This window comes from Piscirickettsia salmonis LF-89 = ATCC VR-1361, assembly GCF_000297215.2.
Taxonomy (GTDB): Bacteria; Pseudomonadota; Gammaproteobacteria; order Piscirickettsiales; family Piscirickettsiaceae; genus Piscirickettsia; species Piscirickettsia salmonis.
The window spans coordinates 1-15,820 of sequence record NZ_AMFF02000071.1 but is presented as its reverse complement, the minus strand read 5'-3'; the positions used below and the strand labels follow the sequence as shown (position 1 = coordinate 15,820).

The window sequence follows — 15,820 nt, the reverse complement described above, 5'->3', positions numbered from 1 at the left end:
CCACAAGTTAATTAGTGTTAACTCTGTTTTGTTAAGTATTTTAAAGTTAGGTTGATATGATGTTTTTTGATGAGCACTTTGATGTCATTGTTGTTGGTGGTGGCCATGCAGGTGTCGAGGCCGCGCTGGCTGCTGCACGCAGTGGTGTAAGTACCTTATTGCTCACTCATAATATTGAAACGATTGGTCAAATGTCGTGTAATCCGGCCATCGGTGGGGTGGGCAAAGGCCATTTAGTTAAAGAGATTGATGCCTTAGGTGGTGTAATGGCTTTAGCTGCTGATTGTGGTGGTATTCAGTTTCGGACTTTAAATGCGCGCAAAGGTCCTGCGGTACGAGCAACACGTGCACAAGCAGATCGTATGCTTTATAAGGCGGCAATTCGTGAGATTGTTGAAAATCAGCTGAATCTGAAAATTTTTCAGCAATCTGTTGATGATCTAATTGTTGAGGGTGATCGTGTCAGCGGTGTTGTGACACAAATGGGCTTAAAGTTTCGAGCAAAAGCGGTGGTTTTGACAGTAGGAACTTTTTTAGGCGGAGTGATTCATATTGGCTTGGAGAATCACTCAGGTGGCCGGGCCGGTGACCCTGCGGCGAATGCGCTAGCACGACGATTAAGGGAGTTGCCGTTTACGGTAGGGCGCCTGAAAACAGGTACACCACCGCGTATTGATGCGAGAACGATTGATTTTTCTGATTTGCAAGAGCAACCCGGTGATACACCGTGTCCAGTGTTTTCATTTATGGGCTCGCTTGACTTGCATCCGCAGCAAATCTCATGCTATATCACGCATACCAATGAAAAAACACATGATATTATCCGCGCAGGTCTTGATCGCTCACCGATGTATTCAGGTGTGATTGAAGGGGTTGGCCCGCGTTATTGTCCATCGATTGAAGATAAAATCACCCGTTTTGCTGATAAATCATCGCATCAAATCTTTATTGAGCCGGAAGGATTAACGACTCATGAGATTTACCCTAATGGCATCTCGACAAGCTTACCCTTTGATGTACAGGTACAACTGGTACGCTCAATGAAAGGGTTTGAACAGGCTCATATTCTAAGACCTGGTTATGCAATTGAATATGATTATTTTGATCCGCGTGGTTTAAAGCCGAGTTTAGAGACGAAATATATCAGCGGTCTATTTTTTGCTGGACAAATTAATGGTACCACTGGTTATGAGGAAGCCGGAGCGCAGGGGCTATTAGCAGGAATAAACGCGGCATTAGGCGCACAAGAAAAAGAGAGTGTTCATTTTCGTCGTGATGAGTCTTATCTTGGTGTGCTAGTCGATGATTTAATTACTTTAGGAACACAAGAACCTTATCGAATGTTTACTTCACGTGCTGAATATCGTTTATTATTGCGTGAAGATAATGCTGATTTACGCTTAACAGCAAAAGGGCGTGAATTAGGTTTGATTGACGATAAGCGTTGGCGAGCATTTGAAGAAAAATGTGAAGCCATTGAGTTGGAAAAACAGCGATTAAAATCAACATGGTTGCAACCTGAATCAGCCCAGGCCCTACTGTTAAAAGAGCAGTTTGGAGTGACACTGGGGCGTGAGCATAGCTTAGAGAGCTTATTGCGTCGTCCTGAAGTTAAGTATCAAGATCTAGCAATAGTTGCACCAGCAGAATTAAGTTGTACAGATGATGTTGCCGAGCAAGTTGAAGTGCAGATTAAATATGCAGGCTATATTGAGCGCCAGCGTGATGAAATTGCTAAACAACGTCGTCATGAAGAAACAAAAGTACCGCCTGAATTTGATTATGATGCAGTCAGTGGTTTATCTAATGAGGTAACAGCAAAGTTAAAATTAGCACGCCCTGAGACGGTCGGCCAAGCCTCGCGCATATCCGGAGTAACCCCGGCGGCTATATCATTGCTCTTAGTTTATCTTAAAAAACAGCGTTATATTAATGATGAAAATCTGGCCTGATTTAATTTAGGCATAAATTAAAATAAGTTGAAGTTGTTAGCGATAAAATGTTAAAAGAAAAGTTAATCCAAGGTATTAATCAATTAAATTTATCACTCGGTGATGATCAAGTTAATTTGTTGATTGATTATGTGCAGTTATTAAATAAATGGAATAAAACCTATAATTTAACTGCAATTCGAGATATTAACGAGATGATCAGTGTGCATCTCTTAGATAGTTTAGCTGTGGCGCCTTATTTACAGGGGTATGATATTCTTGATGTGGGTACGGGAGCCGGACTGCCGGGAATTCCCTTGGCAATTTGCTTTCCAGAGTATAACTTTACGTTATTGGATAGTAACGGTAAAAAAACACGTTTTGTGCAACAAGCGGTTTTAACTTTAGGCTTGAAAAATATTAACGTGGTACAAAGCCGGATAGAGCACTTTGTGAGCCAAGATAAGTTTACGACCATCATCAGTCGTGCCTTTGCTGCAATCGATGATATGCTAAAAGGGGCTGCTCATTTGTGTCGGCATCAGGGAGAATTTTTAGCAATGAAGGGAATAGATCCAGAAAAAGAGTGGCAAGCGGTCGCCGCAGATTATCATCTGCTTGAGACCATCAAATTATCTGTACCTTTTATTGATGGTGATCGCCACTTAGTGCGTATACGTTTAAAAAATAAGTAAGCATGTTGGGGGAGTTATTGTGGGGAAAGTGATTGCGCTAGCAAATCAAAAGGGAGGTGTGGGAAAAACCACCAGTTGCATCAACCTGGCAGCTTCTTTAGCTTCATTGAAAAAGAAAGTCTTACTTATTGATATTGACCCTCAAGGCAATGCCACTATGGGTAGTGGGGTGAATAAACATGAGGTTGAGTTTAGTATTAATGATGTACTCATTACTGAAATATCCATACAACAAGCACGGATTGATGCTAGTTTAGCGGGTTATGATTTGATTGCTGGCAATGCCAATACGACAGAAGCTGAAATTCAATTGTTTCAATTTGAACAACGTGAACAACGGTTAGCACAGGCTCTTGCGCCTATTAAAGAAGACTATGATTTTATTTTAATTGATTGTCCTCCTTCTTTAAATATGCTGACTTTAAATGCGTTAACTGCAGCAAACTCGGTATTTATTCCGATTCAATGTGAGTATTTTGCTCTAGAGGGCTTATCTTCACTGCTTGAAACGGTCGAGAAAATTAGAGAGTCTTTAAATAGCGAGTTACAGATAGAAGGCGTGCTTAGAACTATGTATGATGCGCGCAATCGCTTAACGATGGATGTTTCAGAGCAGTTGGTAAAACACTTTGGTAAGCAAGTATATAAGGCAATTATTCCACGTAATGTGCGTTTGGCGGAAGCGCCTAGCCATGGATTGCCGATTATTAAATATGATAAATATTCAAAAGGATCGTTGGCCTATCTTGCTTTGGCAAAAGAGTTTATTCGTAAAAATAAAGCGGTTCAGAAAGTAGCTCAACTTACGTCAAAATCAAAACCAAAACTCAGTGCAGTAAAAACGCAAGCTAAATCTAAATCAGCGAAATCCAGGTCCAATAAATCTAAAGTGAAAATGGCGTAATCTACAGTATCTAAGGTAAGGGTGGTAAGGTGATGACAGTGAAAACAGCAAAGCGCCGAGGTTTGGGTAAAGGTTTGGATGCTCTATTGTCCGGAGCAAGCTTAGATACGACCTTGATTGGCAAAAAAGCCGACCGCAATCGTGAAACATTAAAGTATTTGCCGATAGATGTATTGCAACGTGGTCAATATCAACCACGCCGTGATATGGACCCTGACGCCTTAGAAAGCTTATCTGCGTCTATTCGTAAGCAAGGTGTGGTACAGCCGATTGTTGTGCGTCCGGTGGTGGGTGGTGAAAAGTTTGAAATCATTGCTGGGGAGCGCCGTTGGCGCGCATCACAATTGGCGGGTAAAGAGACGATTCCGGCGGTGATTCGTGATATTCCTGATGATATCGCCCTCGCTTTGGCCTTAATTGAAAATATTCAGCGTGAGGATTTAAATCCGATAGAAGAAGCGGCTGCATTGCAGCGTTTAATTGACGAATTTGATATGACCCACCAGCAAGTAGCAGAAGTAGTTGGACGCTCTCGTGCAGCGGTTAGTAACTTACTACGCTTGATGGCGCTGGAAAGTAGTGTAAAAACGATGCTAGAGCGTGGTGATTTAGAGATGGGGCATGCACGGGCATTATTATCTTTGGCGAAAAACCAGCAAATCCAATCTGCACGCCAGGTTGTTGCACGTGAGTTATCTGTGCGTGATACTGAACGCTTGGTTAAAAAATTATTAGAAGGCAAAAACACAGAAAATAATGAAAAGAAAAAAACAGTCGATCCTGATATCCGTAAATTGCAAAATGATTTAGCAGATAAGCTCGGTGCGTCGGTTACTATTAAGCACGGCGCACGCGGACGTGGCAAGCTGGTGATTGAATATACTAATTTAGATGAATTAGATGGTATTTTAAGTCATATTCAGTGATTGCAATTGTTAATGATTCTTTGCTATTTTAGCATAGAGAGTTGAACCTAATCATATTAGCGATTATAATTTGCTCGCTGAATTAGTTGTTGTGTATTGTGTTAGGGGAGATCTATGCAGCCAAAGCAACGGATGTATAAAATTCCTTTGATACAACTCGCGCTAAGTGTGTTATTTTCTATAATCGCTTGGTGTATTTCACAGCAATGGGGATTGTCTGTATTTTTGGGAGGAATCAGCGTAATACTGCCTAGTTTGTATTTTATTTGGCGGTATCTGCGACGACAATCTAAAGACACAGTAAGCTCAGCTAAGTCGGTTTTAACTGACTTTTATTTGACTGTTTTTTCGAAAATGGTTATGAGCATTGTTGTGTTAATTGCATTGTTGATGATTTGCGTTCATATATTCCAATTACCAGTCATTCCATTTATAGTAGGTTACGCAATTAATCAGGTGGTGTCGAGTTTACTACCGCTTGTATATAAAACAGAAAGTGTTGGTGGGGCATAATTAAGTGGCTACAGCGTCGGCGATAACAAGTACAGAGTATATTTCTCATCATTTGAACTATCTTTCCTTTGATTTGAAAACCATGAGCTTTGGTGAAGGCTCAGGCTTTTGGGTGGTTCACCTTGATACATTGCTTATGTCAGTGGTGTTGGGGTTGCTTTTTTTATTGGCTTTTCGTTGGGTGGCAATGCGCATGGTTGCCGGTGTGCCTGGGCGAATACAAAATTTTGTTGAAGTCATTATTGAATTTATTGATAATCAGGTAAAGACAACATACTCGGGGAAAAGTGAGATTGTTGCACCTTTAGCCTTGACGATTTTTGTCTGGGTTTTCTTGATGAATTTAATGGACTTGATTCCTGTTGATATTATTCCAGGGCTGGCTAGTTTGTTAGGGGCGAGTCACTTTCGTGCGGTGCCGACAGCAGATGTGAACTTAACATTTGCGTTATCAATTAGTGTCTTTTTATTAAGTATTGGTTTTGCTGTGCGCTCAAAAGGTGTTTTGGGCTTTATTAAAGAGTTAGCACTTAATCCATTTGGTAAGTGGTTAATTCCAGTAAACCTTGTATTGGAATTAGTGACATTGTTTGCACGACCTTTGTCATTATCTCTTCGTTTGTTCGGTAATTTATATGCAGGTGAACTCGTCTTTATTTTAATTGCCGGTTTATTGTTGTCACACTGGAGCTTACAGCCAGTGGGTTGGGTGGTGAACTGGATTTGGGCGATGTTTCATTTATTGGTAATTACCTTGCAAGCCTTTATCTTTATGATTTTAACAGTTGTGTATTTAAACATGGCTGATGAAAAGCATTAATTTTAACTAACTGTAACTGTACGCACTTAGGTGTAATTTTGAGGAGAAGTGATGAACTTTATTGCAATTTTAGCTCAGGTCAATGGTATGTCGGCGGTAGCCGCAGGTCTTTTGATTGGTTTAGGTGCACTTGGAACTGCGATTGGTTTTGGTGTTTTAGGTGGAAAGTTCTTAGAAGGGGTGGCGCGCCAGCCTGAAATGATGCCAACACTTAGAATGTGGATGTTTGTGGTTGCTGGCTTGATTGATGCGATTGCAATGATCGGTGTAGCGATTGCTTTGGTCTTTATCTTTGCAAATCCATTTACGACCAATTTAACAGCGCAAGCGAATGCTGAAACAACGATGCAAACGATGCAACTGGTTGCTCAAGCGAAAAAGTTAGGGATCAAAGGTGATTCTAACGTAATTAAACCTCTTGTTGCGGTAATGAGTGAAGCGACAGAAAGCAAATAAGAGTATTTAAAGTTACGTCGAATCTTTATCTGATAAATAAGAAGGGCCACATTTATGAACTTAAACGCGACCCTGATAGGACAAATGATTGCATTTCTCCTATTTGTTTTAGCGACTTGGCGATGGGTTTTACCGCCAATTATGAAGGCGCTGAATGAGCGCCGTGAAACCATTGCTAAGGGCTTAGAGGCTGCAGATGCTGGTAATAAAGCACTAGAGCTTGCTAATCACCAGGCTGCAAGTATTTTAAGAGATGCCAAAGCACAGACCGCATCAATCTTAGATAAAGCCAATCAGCGTGCACATCGCATTGTTGAGGATGCTAAAGAGGATGCACGTCAAGAGGGTGCGCGTATTATTGTTGCAGCCAAAGCTGAAATTGAGCAAGAAATAGCTCAAGCAAAGGAAGCTTTGCGTTTGCAATTGGTTGATATTGCTATGACAGGGGCAGAAAAAATTCTTGAACGTAGCATTGATCAAGCAGCCAATAAAGAGCTTTTAGATAAGCTTGTTAAAGAATTTTAGGCGGTTTTATTATGGAAATTGTCGCTAGGCCTTACGCTAAAGCTATATTTGAGCTTGCTGAAGAAAGTCAGCGCTGCCCATTTTGGTCTGATGTTTTATCAACCTTAAGTGATATTGCTGCTGCACCTGCAACACAGGTGATCTTAACCAATCCTGTTTTTCCCAAAGAAAAAAAATCAGCATGGTTTTTAGAGATCGCGAAAAAAGTGCTCGATGTAGAGGCAATTAATTTAGTTAAATTACTTGCAGAAAAAGATCGTTTAGTGTGTTTACCTGTTCTTAAAGTGCTGTATGAGAAACATCGGGCGGATGCTGAGCGTATGTTAAATGCCACGGTGACGAGTGCATTTGCATTGGCATCAGCAGAGCAAGAGAAGATTATCTTGGCATTAGAGAAAAAATATGCTCGCCAAGTTAAGCTCAATTGCATGGTTAATCAGGCGTTAATCGGTGGTGTAGTGATTCAGGTCGGTGATGAAGTGATCGATGGTTCAGTAAAAGGTAAGCTTGAGCGTTTAGTAGGCGCGTTGACGTTATAATAGTTGAGGGTGAATTATGCGTTTAGATTCAACAGAAATCAGTGATCTTATTAAAGAGCGCATTAAAGATTTTGACGCGACTTCAGAATCACATACTGAAGGTACAATTGTTAGTATTAAAGATGGCATTTTACGTATTCATGGTTTAGAAGATGTAACGATGGGAGAGATGATTAAGCTCTCTAATTCTCGTTTTGCATTGGCATTAAACCTTGAGCGTGATTCTGTGGGTGCGGTGGTGTTAGGTCCATATGAAGACTTAACTGAAGGGGATAAAGTTCAATGTACTGGCCATATTTTAGAAGTGCCGGTGGGTGAGGCTTTATTGGGTCGTGTAGTCGATACTTTAGGGACTGCCATTGATGGTAAAGGCCCGCACGAGGCGAAAGCATTTTCTCCAGTTGAAAAAGTAGCTCCTGGGGTAATTACCCGTAAAAGTGTTGATGAGCCGTTACAAACTGGCTTGAAATGTATTGATGCGATGGTGCCAGTCGGCCGTGGTCAGCGTGAGTTAATCATTGGTGACCGCCAGACAGGGAAAACAGCAATTGCCATTGATACAATCATCAATCAAAAAGGCAAAAACGTTAAGTGTATTTATGTGGCGATTGGTCAAAAAGCATCATCAATTGCCAATATCGTCCGTAAGCTTGAAGAGCACGGCGCGATGGAATATACCACGGTTGTTGCCGCTTCTGCTTCTGACTCCGCTGCGTTGCAATTCTTAGCACCTTATGCGGGTTGCGCGATGGGTGAGTATTATCGTGATAAAGGTGAAGATGCCTTAATTATTTATGATGATTTAACCAAGCAAGCCTGGGCGTATCGTCAAGTCTCGTTATTGCTCCGTCGTCCACCAGGGCGTGAAGCCTATCCAGGTGATGTATTTTACTTGCACTCACGCCTACTTGAGCGTGCGGCACGAGTAAATGCTGAGTATGTTGAAAAAATGACAAATGGCAAAGTCAAAGGTAAAACGGGTTCATTGACGGCATTGCCGATTATTGAAACGCAAGCCGGTGACGTGTCAGCCTTTGTACCGACGAATGTGATTTCGATTACTGATGGTCAGATTTTCTTAGAAACTGGTTTGTTTGCCTCTGGGATTCGCCCAGCAATTAATGCGGGTATTTCGGTATCGCGTGTTGGTGGTGCTGCTCAGACGAAGATCATTAAAAAACTTGGTGGCGGCGTGCGTTTGGCGCTTGCACAATATCGTGAGCTAGAAGCTTTTTCACAGTTTGCTTCTGATTTAGATGATGTGACGCGTAAACAGCTTGAGCGTGGTCAACGGATGATGGAGTTGATGAAGCAAAAGCAATATTCGCCATTATCGATTGCTGAAATGGGCCTTGCACTGTATGCGGCTGAGAAAGGTCATTTAGATGATGTGGCTGTAAATAAAGTGGTTGATTTTGAAGCGGCTCTATTAGCTTACTTTAATGACCAAGAAAAAGATTTAATTGCAAAAATCAATGATACGGGTGCTTATGGTGATGATATAGAAGCTGAGCTCAAGCGTGTCGTGACACAATTTAAAGCAACGCAAACTTGGTAAATTTTAATTTAATTAAGGTATTCTAATGGCCGTCGGCAAAGAAATTAAGACAAAAATTTCAAGCGTACAGAATACAAAAAAAATTACAAAAGCGATGGAATTGATGGCAGCAAGTAAGATGCGCAAAGCGCGTGATCGCATGGCTGCTACAAAACCGTATGCTCAACGTATGCGTGAAGTTGTTGGGCATATAAGCTTATCTCACCCTGAGTATATGAACGCTTATATGAGACAACATGAAGTGAAACGTGTTGGTTATATTGTTATTTCAACCGATCGTGGCTTGTGTGGTGGATTAAATCTAAATCTATTTCGCAAGCTACTGACATCCTTAAAAGAGTGGGATGATCAAGGAATCGAACTTGATATTTGTGCTATCGGGGTAAAAGCTGAACACTTTTTTCAGTATTGCCATGCGAATGTGGTTGCCACCGCGAATCATTTAGGTGATCAACCTAAAATTCAGGATTTGATTGGTTCGGTAAAAGTAATGTTGGATGCCTATGCTGAAGGTAAGATTGATCGCCTTTATTTAGCATCGAATGATTTTGTTAATTCTATTACTCAAACCCCAGAGGTCACCCAGTTATTGCCCTTAGTGCCAGGTGAAGATGATAAGCTAAAGCACTTTTGGGACTATATTTATGAGCCTGAAGCAAAAGAGCTGCTTGATCAACTCATGGTTCGTTATATCGAATCACAAGTATATCAGGGTGTGGTTGAGAATAATGCCTGTGAGCAAGCTGCCCGTATGGTGGCGATGAAAAATGCCACAGATAATGCGACCGATATGATCCACAAGCTCAAACTGAAATATAACAAAGCACGACAAGCGGCAATTACTCAGGAGCTATCTGAGATTGTTTCTGGTGCTGCGGCAGTTTAACGAGTAAATAATTTAAAAGAGGTTTTGAAAATGACTACCGGTAAAATTGTTGAAGTTATCGGCGCCGTAGTAGATGTAGAGTTTCCGCGCAATGCTGTGCCAAAAATCTATGACGCCATGACGATTGAAGGGCGTAACCCTAGTGATATTACCTTAGAAGTGCAGCAACAGCTCGGCGATGGTGTCGTGCGAGCGATTGCTATGGGCGAGTCGAGTACCGATGGTTTGCGCCGTGGTGCGGTTGTTACTAATACTGATCGACCGATTCATGTGCCGGTTGGTAAGAAAACCTTGGGCCGGATCATGAATGTTTTGGGTGATCCGATTGATGAGGCAGGCCCAATTGGTGAAGAAGAGCGCATGCCGATTCACCGTGCTGCACCGACGTTTCGTGACCAAGCGCATAGTGCAGAAGTCTTAGAAACAGGAATTAAAGTTATTGACTTGCTGTGTCCATTTGCTAAAGGCGGTAAAGTCGGTTTATTCGGTGGTGCCGGTGTTGGTAAAACCGTTAATATGATGGAGTTAATCCGTAATATTGCCGCAGAGCATAGTGGTTATTCTGTCTTTGCGGGTGTTGGTGAAAGAACCCGTGAAGGTAATGACTTTTATCATGAGATGCAAGAATCAAATGTATTAGATAAAGTCTCGCTGGTCTATGGCCAGATGAATGAGCCACCGGGCAACCGTTTGCGCGTGGCATTAACTGGCCTGACGATGGCTGAGAAATTCCGTGATGAAGGTCGTGATGTTTTATTATTTATTGATAATATTTACCGGTATACTTTAGCGGGTACGGAAGTATCGGCATTATTAGGCCGTATGCCATCGGCTGTGGGTTATCAGCCAACATTGGCAGAAGAGATGGGCGTTCTACAAGAGCGCATTACCTCGACGAAGACGGGCTCGATTACTTCAGTTCAGGCGGTGTATGTTCCTGCCGATGACTTAACCGATCCATCACCGGCGACAACCTTCTCACACTTAGATGCAACGGTGGTCTTGTCGCGTCAGATTGCAGAGCTTGGTATTTACCCTGCGGTTGACCCATTAGACTCTACTTCGCGTCAGCTTGACCCATTGGTTGTCGGTCAAGAGCACTATGATGTCGCGCGTAAAGTGCAAGGGATTTTACAGCGTCATAAAGAGCTTAAAGATATTATTGCGATCTTGGGGATGGACGAATTATCCGAAGAAGATAAGAGTACGGTCATGCGTGCGCGTAAGATTGAAAAATTCTTATCGCAGCCATTTTTCGTTGCTGAAATTTTCACTGGCGCACCAGGCAAATATGTGCCTGTTAAAGAGACGATTCGTGACTTTAAAGCAATTGTTGAAGGTGAGTATGATGATCTGCCTGAGCAGGCGTTCTATATGGTCGGCTCTATGGATGAAGCTGCTGAAAAAGCGAAATCGCTGTAATCAGGCTTAAGTCGGGAGATTATCATGGCTGCATTATTAAAAGTTCAAGTCGCTAGCGTCGAAGGTGAAATCTTCTCTGGTCAGGCAACAATGGTGGTTGCTCGGGGTGGCTTGGGTGAGGTTGGAATTACTCCAGGACATGCTCAATTATTGACGACGATAGAACCAGGGACCTTAAGAATCAAAAAGGACAATGGTGAAGAAGAAGCGCTGTATGTTTCCGGCGGCTTTCTTGAGGTGCAACCTGAAGAAGTAATTGTTCTTGCTGATACGGTAATTCGTGCCCGTGATCTTAATGAGGGTGCTGCACGTGAAGCCAAAGAGCGTGCTGAGGCTTTGCTGGCGGATAAAGGTGCCAGCCAATTTGATCATACCAAAGCACAAAAACGTTTAGCAGAAGCTGCGGCACAACTGCGGATGTTGCAATATTTAAATCAGTTGAAACAGCATTAATGGTTATTATATAAGTATTAATAACGAATATGAGTAGCTGTTAAAATAATAAGGCGGGTTAATCCCGCCTTTTGTTATTATTGGAGGTAACAAATGTCATCGCTCACTGTGGTTATTTTAGCAGCCGGCCAAGGAACACGGATGTGTTCTAATTTACCTAAGATTTTACACCGTTTGGCAGGCAAGCCATTAATTAAGCATGTCATTGATTTAGCACGTTCACTCTTGCCTGAAAAAATAGTCATCGTCTATGGTCATGGTGGTGAGCAGTTGCAATATGCATTAAAAGATGAGCAGGATTTAACTTGGGCAGAGCAAAAGCAGCAGCTTGGCACGGGTGATGCAGTACGTGCGGCAATGAGTGATATAGAAACTCAGCGCTGTTTAGTTCTTAATGCAGATGTACCGTTATTATCTGAAGATACGGTGCAGCGCTTAATGAATCGTGTTGAAGTTAGCGATGTTGGGGTCTTAACTGCAGATGTTGCTAACCCTTACGGCTATGGTCGAATTATTCGTGATACGACAAAACGAGTGAAACATATTGTTGAAGAAAAAGATGCGACTGATATTCAGAAAAAAATAATTGAAGTTAATAGTGGTGTTTTTATTTTCCCAGTAAACTTTTTAAAAGAAAACATTAAAAAACTAGAAAATAAAAATAAACAAAACGAATATTATTTAACTGACTTGGTGTCCAGGGCATTACAGCAAGACTTGAATGTCAGCGTGGTTAAAGCAAAAGACCCTTACGAAATCGAAGGGGTTAATACTCGTGTGCAATTACTTAAGCTGGAGCGTTATTACCAGGAGAAAATAGCTCAAGAGTTGATGCTAGCGGGCGTGTCTATTGCTGACTCAAAACGCTTGGATATTCGTGGTGATGTGACGATTGGCCAAGATACAAGTATTGATATTAATGTGATATTAGAAGGTCAAGTTTCTATTGGTAAAAACTGTATTATCGAATCTGGGGTGATTATTAAAAACTCTGAAATTGCTGATAATGTCCATATTAAAGCCTATAGTGTTATCGAAGAAGCTGTTATTAATAGTAATGCTGAAGTAGGTCCATTTGCCCGTTTACGCCCACAAACGGAGTTAAAAGAAAAAGCACGGATTGGCAACTTTGTTGAAGTGAAAAAATCGACTATAGGTCAAAGTAGCAAAGTCAATCACTTAAGTTATATCGGTGATAGTACGGTAGGTGCAGGAGTTAATATTGGTGCGGGCGTGATTACCTGTAATTATGATGGCGTTAATAAACATCAGACGATTATCCATGATCAGGCATTTATTGGTTCAAACTGTGCGCTGGTCGCTCCTATCGAAGTGGGGGCCAGTGCTGTAGTGGGTGCAGGCTCAACGGTGAGTCGTAGCGTACCAAAAGAGAAATTAACCGTTGCCCGCGTTAAGCAAAAATCATTGAACTGGCAGCGTCCGGATAAGAAAAAATAAGAAACAAGTAAAGAATAAAATAAAAGCAGGACTATAGCATTATAGAGGAAAAATTATGTGTGGCATTGTCGGTAAAGTTTCAACAACACCCTGTTCTGAATTTTTAATTAATGGGCTAAAACGTTTAGAGTATCGTGGTTATGATTCAGCGGGGGTCGCTGTGATTGAAAATAATCAAATAACGCGTATTCGTAGTTTAGGTAAAGTTGCTAATTTAGAGGCAGAAGTGTCTTTATTTGATTTGGAAAAAGCCAGCGTAGGGATTGCGCATACCCGTTGGGCCACTCATGGCGAACCTAGCGTTGAAAATGCCCACCCGCATCAATCAGGCAATATCGCACTTGTTCATAATGGCATTATCGAAAATTATTTAGAGCTGAAAAAAAACTTAGAAACCGCAGGTTATATATTTGAATCAGGCACGGATACCGAAGTTGCCGCTCACTTTATTCATCATACCTTAAAAACTAGCTCATCAATCATAGATGCTTTAGTTAAAGCGAATCAAACGCTTACTGGTGCCTATGCAATGGCGCTGATTGATAGTGAAATCCCCGATAAAATCTATGTGATTCGCTCAGGCTCACCATTAGTTATTGGCTTGGGTGATAATGAAAATTATATTTCATCCGATAGTTTATCATTGGGGCACCTCACTGAAGAATTTATTTATTTAGAAGAAGGGGATATTGCTGAAATTACCACGCAAAATATTACTGTTTATAATAGTCAGGGTGATTTAGTGAAGCGAGAGGTTAAGCATGAAAATTTACAGGTCGACCATGCAGATAAAGATGGTTTTGAGCATTATATGCTCAAAGAAATTTACGAGCAGCCACATGTAGTACAGGCAACAATAGAGCGCTTAATGCCGCAAGGCTCAACCTTAGCCCAATCAGTCAGTCGCCAGCATGCAGCGATTTTCTCTAAAACCAAACGGCTGCAGATTGTTGCCTGTGGCTCAAGCTATCATGTGGGTTTAGTGGCTGCTGAATGGTTTGAACAAATTGCTGGTATTGCGACAAAAGTGGATATTGCCAGTGAATATCGTTATCGTCGTCAAATGATTGATAGTGATACGTTGTTTTTAACGATTTCTCAATCCGGTGAAACTGCTGATACGTTGGCTGCCCTACGTAAAGCACAAACCTTAGGCTATGTAGCAACCATGGCAGTATGTAATGTTGCGCATAGTTCATTAGTACGTGAGTCGGATGTATCGTTTTTAACCGCGGCAGGTGCTGAGGTGAGTGTCGCTTCAACCAAGGCATTTACTACCCAGTTAGTTACTTTATTGCAGTTGGTATTAGCACTCGCAACGCATCGCGGTGCAGCTGAGCTTAAGGGTGTTGATACGGAATTATTATTTCAAAACTTAAGCCATCATATCGATTTAGCCTTAACAACGGTTGAGCAAATTAAAGCCATTGCCGCTGATTTTAAGGATAAACACCATGCATTATTTTTAGGCCGTGGTGAGTTGTATCCTATTGCTATGGAAGGAGCATTAAAATTAAAGGAAATTTCCTATATTCATGCTGAAGCCTATCCTGCGGGTGAGCTAAAGCATGGACCATTAGCATTAGTTGATGAAAATATGCCGGTGATTGCTATTATCAATCATGATGAATTACTGATGGAAAAATTAATTTCTAACCTCAATGAAGTGATTACTCGTGGTGGTAAGTTATATGTGATAATTGATGAAGCCCTTGTGCCTAAATTTAAATTGCCTGCTGAAAAAATTATTGTTCCAGCTATTCAGCATGAGCATTTAGCGCCATTAACCTATAATATTCCATTGCAATTATTATCGTATTATGTCGCACTTGAGAAAGGTGAGAATATAGATCAGCCGAGGAATTTAGCTAAGAGTGTGACGGTGGAGTAATTTTATAATTAACTACGCGATGCTCAACTTTTAGAGCGGTTTGACTTACAAGGGATAAAGTGGCACTTTTAGTTTCAAGCTGGTCCCGACCGACCAAAATAAAACAGACTAAGGATAGCAAAGTGCCACTCGAAGATTTTATCATTACAACATACTGCTTGGTAGACCAAACAATGGAAGTGATAGGTGAATTTTTAGGGCAAGATACAGACAGTGGTATTTGGCGTTACTTTCGTGAACATTGGCTGGATTGGTTTCCTCAATTAGGTTCCCGATCTAACTTTGCTAAACATGCAGCAAATCTTTGGCATGTAAAACAATATATCCAGAATGCGTTAGTTAAGGATCTTCAAGGAAATCACGATCAATTGTATATGGCAGATGGCTTCCCTATTGCGGTATGTCATTTAAGTCGGGCGAAGAATTGCGAATTGTTTTCAGATTCGGTTTCTTATGGTTATTGTGCTTCAAAATCAGAACGTTATTATGGATTCAAAGGCAATTTAGTGATTAATTCTACGGGGCTTATTGTTGGTATGACTGCAACGGCAGCGCAGATTGATGAACGGGTTTCTCTTTGGGACATTTTAGGTCATGCTAAAAATCTATTGATTGCAGATAAAGGCTTTATTGGTGATGCGTATCATCAAGAAGTTTATGCTCATACCTTGAGATTCAGGAATTTCAAAAAAATGATCCTGGCGGCAATGTTTAGGAGGATGTTAAATTCTGGTCAGTATTGCTGTGGCCATTACCGAATATAATGTCTGCAGGCGGTTTTTTAAGTGAAAATAGGCGAATTCTCTAATTTCGGGCGGAGTTACCCTACTAGAAGCCTCTAAA

General features: G+C 41.3%; 16 protein-coding genes. All 16 read left to right on the top strand.

Features of this window, described 5'->3' with window-relative positions; translation table 11 throughout:
* Window positions 1-59 precede the first annotated feature (59 nt).
* Window positions 60-1,952: a tRNA uridine-5-carboxymethylaminomethyl(34) synthesis enzyme MnmG gene (gene mnmG, locus C200_RS07525; RefSeq protein WP_016209346.1), complete on the top strand. Its 1,893-nt coding sequence runs from the start codon at window positions 60-62 to the stop codon at window positions 1,950-1,952.
* A 47-nt stretch (window positions 1,953-1,999) separates the two neighbouring features.
* Window positions 2,000-2,626 (top strand): 16S rRNA (guanine(527)-N(7))-methyltransferase RsmG, encoded by a 627-nt coding sequence (gene rsmG, locus C200_RS07520; protein WP_016209348.1) that lies wholly within the window; start codon window positions 2,000-2,002, stop codon window positions 2,624-2,626.
* Window positions 2,627-2,645: 19 nt separating this feature from the next.
* Window positions 2,646-3,530 carry a ParA family protein gene (locus C200_RS07515; protein ID WP_016209314.1) on the top strand — a complete coding sequence of 295 codons (885 nt, stop codon included), beginning with the start codon at window positions 2,646-2,648 and terminating at the stop codon, window positions 3,528-3,530.
* A 32-nt stretch (window positions 3,531-3,562) separates the two neighbouring features.
* The gene (locus C200_RS07510; protein ID WP_016209349.1) at window positions 3,563-4,456 is read left to right on the top strand and encodes a ParB/RepB/Spo0J family partition protein; all 894 of its coding nucleotides are present in this window, start codon (window positions 3,563-3,565) and stop codon (window positions 4,454-4,456) included.
* Window positions 4,457-4,570: 114 nt separating this feature from the next.
* A complete protein-coding gene (locus tag C200_RS07505; protein ID WP_016209313.1) occupies window positions 4,571-4,969 on the top strand; it encodes an ATP synthase subunit I in 399 nt (132 codons plus the stop codon).
* Between the two features lie 4 nt (window positions 4,970-4,973).
* Window positions 4,974-5,789: a F0F1 ATP synthase subunit A gene (gene atpB / locus C200_RS07500; protein WP_016209354.1), complete on the top strand. Its 816-nt coding sequence runs from the start codon at window positions 4,974-4,976 to the stop codon at window positions 5,787-5,789.
* 51 nt (window positions 5,790-5,840) lie between these two features.
* The gene (gene atpE, locus C200_RS16910; protein WP_016209328.1) at window positions 5,841-6,245 is read left to right on the top strand and encodes a F0F1 ATP synthase subunit C; all 405 of its coding nucleotides are present in this window, start codon (window positions 5,841-5,843) and stop codon (window positions 6,243-6,245) included.
* A gap of 54 nt (window positions 6,246-6,299) precedes the next feature.
* Window positions 6,300-6,770, top strand: coding sequence for a F0F1 ATP synthase subunit B (locus C200_RS07490; protein WP_017378485.1), 471 nt, complete (start codon window positions 6,300-6,302; stop codon window positions 6,768-6,770).
* An 11-nt stretch (window positions 6,771-6,781) separates the two neighbouring features.
* The gene (locus tag C200_RS07485; RefSeq protein ID WP_016209332.1) at window positions 6,782-7,309 is read left to right on the top strand and encodes a F0F1 ATP synthase subunit delta; all 528 of its coding nucleotides are present in this window, start codon (window positions 6,782-6,784) and stop codon (window positions 7,307-7,309) included.
* A 16-nt stretch (window positions 7,310-7,325) separates the two neighbouring features.
* Window positions 7,326-8,867: a F0F1 ATP synthase subunit alpha gene (atpA, locus tag C200_RS07480; RefSeq protein WP_016209323.1), complete on the top strand. Its 1,542-nt coding sequence runs from the start codon at window positions 7,326-7,328 to the stop codon at window positions 8,865-8,867.
* 25 nt (window positions 8,868-8,892) lie between these two features.
* Complete coding sequence (gene atpG, locus C200_RS07475; RefSeq protein WP_016209322.1) at window positions 8,893-9,753, top strand: F0F1 ATP synthase subunit gamma; 861 nt, start codon at window positions 8,893-8,895, stop codon at window positions 9,751-9,753.
* A 30-nt stretch (window positions 9,754-9,783) separates the two neighbouring features.
* Complete coding sequence (gene atpD, locus C200_RS07470) at window positions 9,784-11,175, top strand: F0F1 ATP synthase subunit beta (protein ID WP_016209339.1); 1,392 nt, start codon at window positions 9,784-9,786, stop codon at window positions 11,173-11,175.
* Between the two features lie 24 nt (window positions 11,176-11,199).
* Window positions 11,200-11,628 carry a F0F1 ATP synthase subunit epsilon gene (locus C200_RS07465; RefSeq protein ID WP_016209335.1) on the top strand — a complete coding sequence of 143 codons (429 nt, stop codon included), beginning with the start codon at window positions 11,200-11,202 and terminating at the stop codon, window positions 11,626-11,628.
* Window positions 11,629-11,721: 93 nt separating this feature from the next.
* Window positions 11,722-13,086: a bifunctional UDP-N-acetylglucosamine diphosphorylase/glucosamine-1-phosphate N-acetyltransferase GlmU gene (gene glmU / locus C200_RS07460; protein WP_016209325.1), complete on the top strand. Its 1,365-nt coding sequence runs from the start codon at window positions 11,722-11,724 to the stop codon at window positions 13,084-13,086.
* Window positions 13,087-13,141: 55 nt separating this feature from the next.
* Window positions 13,142-14,977 carry a glutamine--fructose-6-phosphate transaminase (isomerizing) gene (gene glmS, locus C200_RS07455; protein ID WP_016209329.1) on the top strand — a complete coding sequence of 612 codons (1,836 nt, stop codon included), beginning with the start codon at window positions 13,142-13,144 and terminating at the stop codon, window positions 14,975-14,977.
* Window positions 14,978-15,099: 122 nt separating this feature from the next.
* Window positions 15,100-15,741 carry an IS982 family transposase gene (locus C200_RS07450; RefSeq protein ID WP_052133279.1) on the top strand — a complete coding sequence of 214 codons (642 nt, stop codon included), beginning with the start codon at window positions 15,100-15,102 and terminating at the stop codon, window positions 15,739-15,741.
* The last annotated feature ends 79 nt before the right edge of the window (window positions 15,742-15,820 follow it).

What these genes read in the sequence shown, in the direction of transcription:
- glmS (WP_016209329.1), top strand. Translation starts at nt 13,142, where the DNA reads ATGTGTGGCATTGTCGGTAAAGTTTCAACAACACCCTGTTCTGAATTT.
- rsmG (WP_016209348.1), top strand. Translation starts at nt 2,000, where the DNA reads ATGTTAAAAGAAAAGTTAATCCAAGGTATTAATCAATTAAATTTATCA.
- C200_RS07490 (WP_017378485.1), top strand. Translation starts at nt 6,300, where the DNA reads ATGAACTTAAACGCGACCCTGATAGGACAAATGATTGCATTTCTCCTA.
- C200_RS07485 (WP_016209332.1), top strand. Translation starts at nt 6,782, where the DNA reads ATGGAAATTGTCGCTAGGCCTTACGCTAAAGCTATATTTGAGCTTGCT.
- atpE (WP_016209328.1), top strand. Translation starts at nt 5,841, where the DNA reads ATGAACTTTATTGCAATTTTAGCTCAGGTCAATGGTATGTCGGCGGTA.
- C200_RS07505 (WP_016209313.1), top strand. Translation starts at nt 4,571, where the DNA reads ATGCAGCCAAAGCAACGGATGTATAAAATTCCTTTGATACAACTCGCG.
- C200_RS07465 (WP_016209335.1), top strand. Translation starts at nt 11,200, where the DNA reads ATGGCTGCATTATTAAAAGTTCAAGTCGCTAGCGTCGAAGGTGAAATC.
- mnmG (WP_016209346.1), top strand. Translation starts at nt 60, where the DNA reads ATGTTTTTTGATGAGCACTTTGATGTCATTGTTGTTGGTGGTGGCCAT.
- atpG (WP_016209322.1), top strand. Translation starts at nt 8,893, where the DNA reads ATGGCCGTCGGCAAAGAAATTAAGACAAAAATTTCAAGCGTACAGAAT.
- C200_RS07510 (WP_016209349.1), top strand. Translation starts at nt 3,563, where the DNA reads ATGACAGTGAAAACAGCAAAGCGCCGAGGTTTGGGTAAAGGTTTGGAT.
- glmU (WP_016209325.1), top strand. Translation starts at nt 11,722, where the DNA reads ATGTCATCGCTCACTGTGGTTATTTTAGCAGCCGGCCAAGGAACACGG.
- atpA (WP_016209323.1), top strand. Translation starts at nt 7,326, where the DNA reads ATGCGTTTAGATTCAACAGAAATCAGTGATCTTATTAAAGAGCGCATT.
- atpD (WP_016209339.1), top strand. Translation starts at nt 9,784, where the DNA reads ATGACTACCGGTAAAATTGTTGAAGTTATCGGCGCCGTAGTAGATGTA.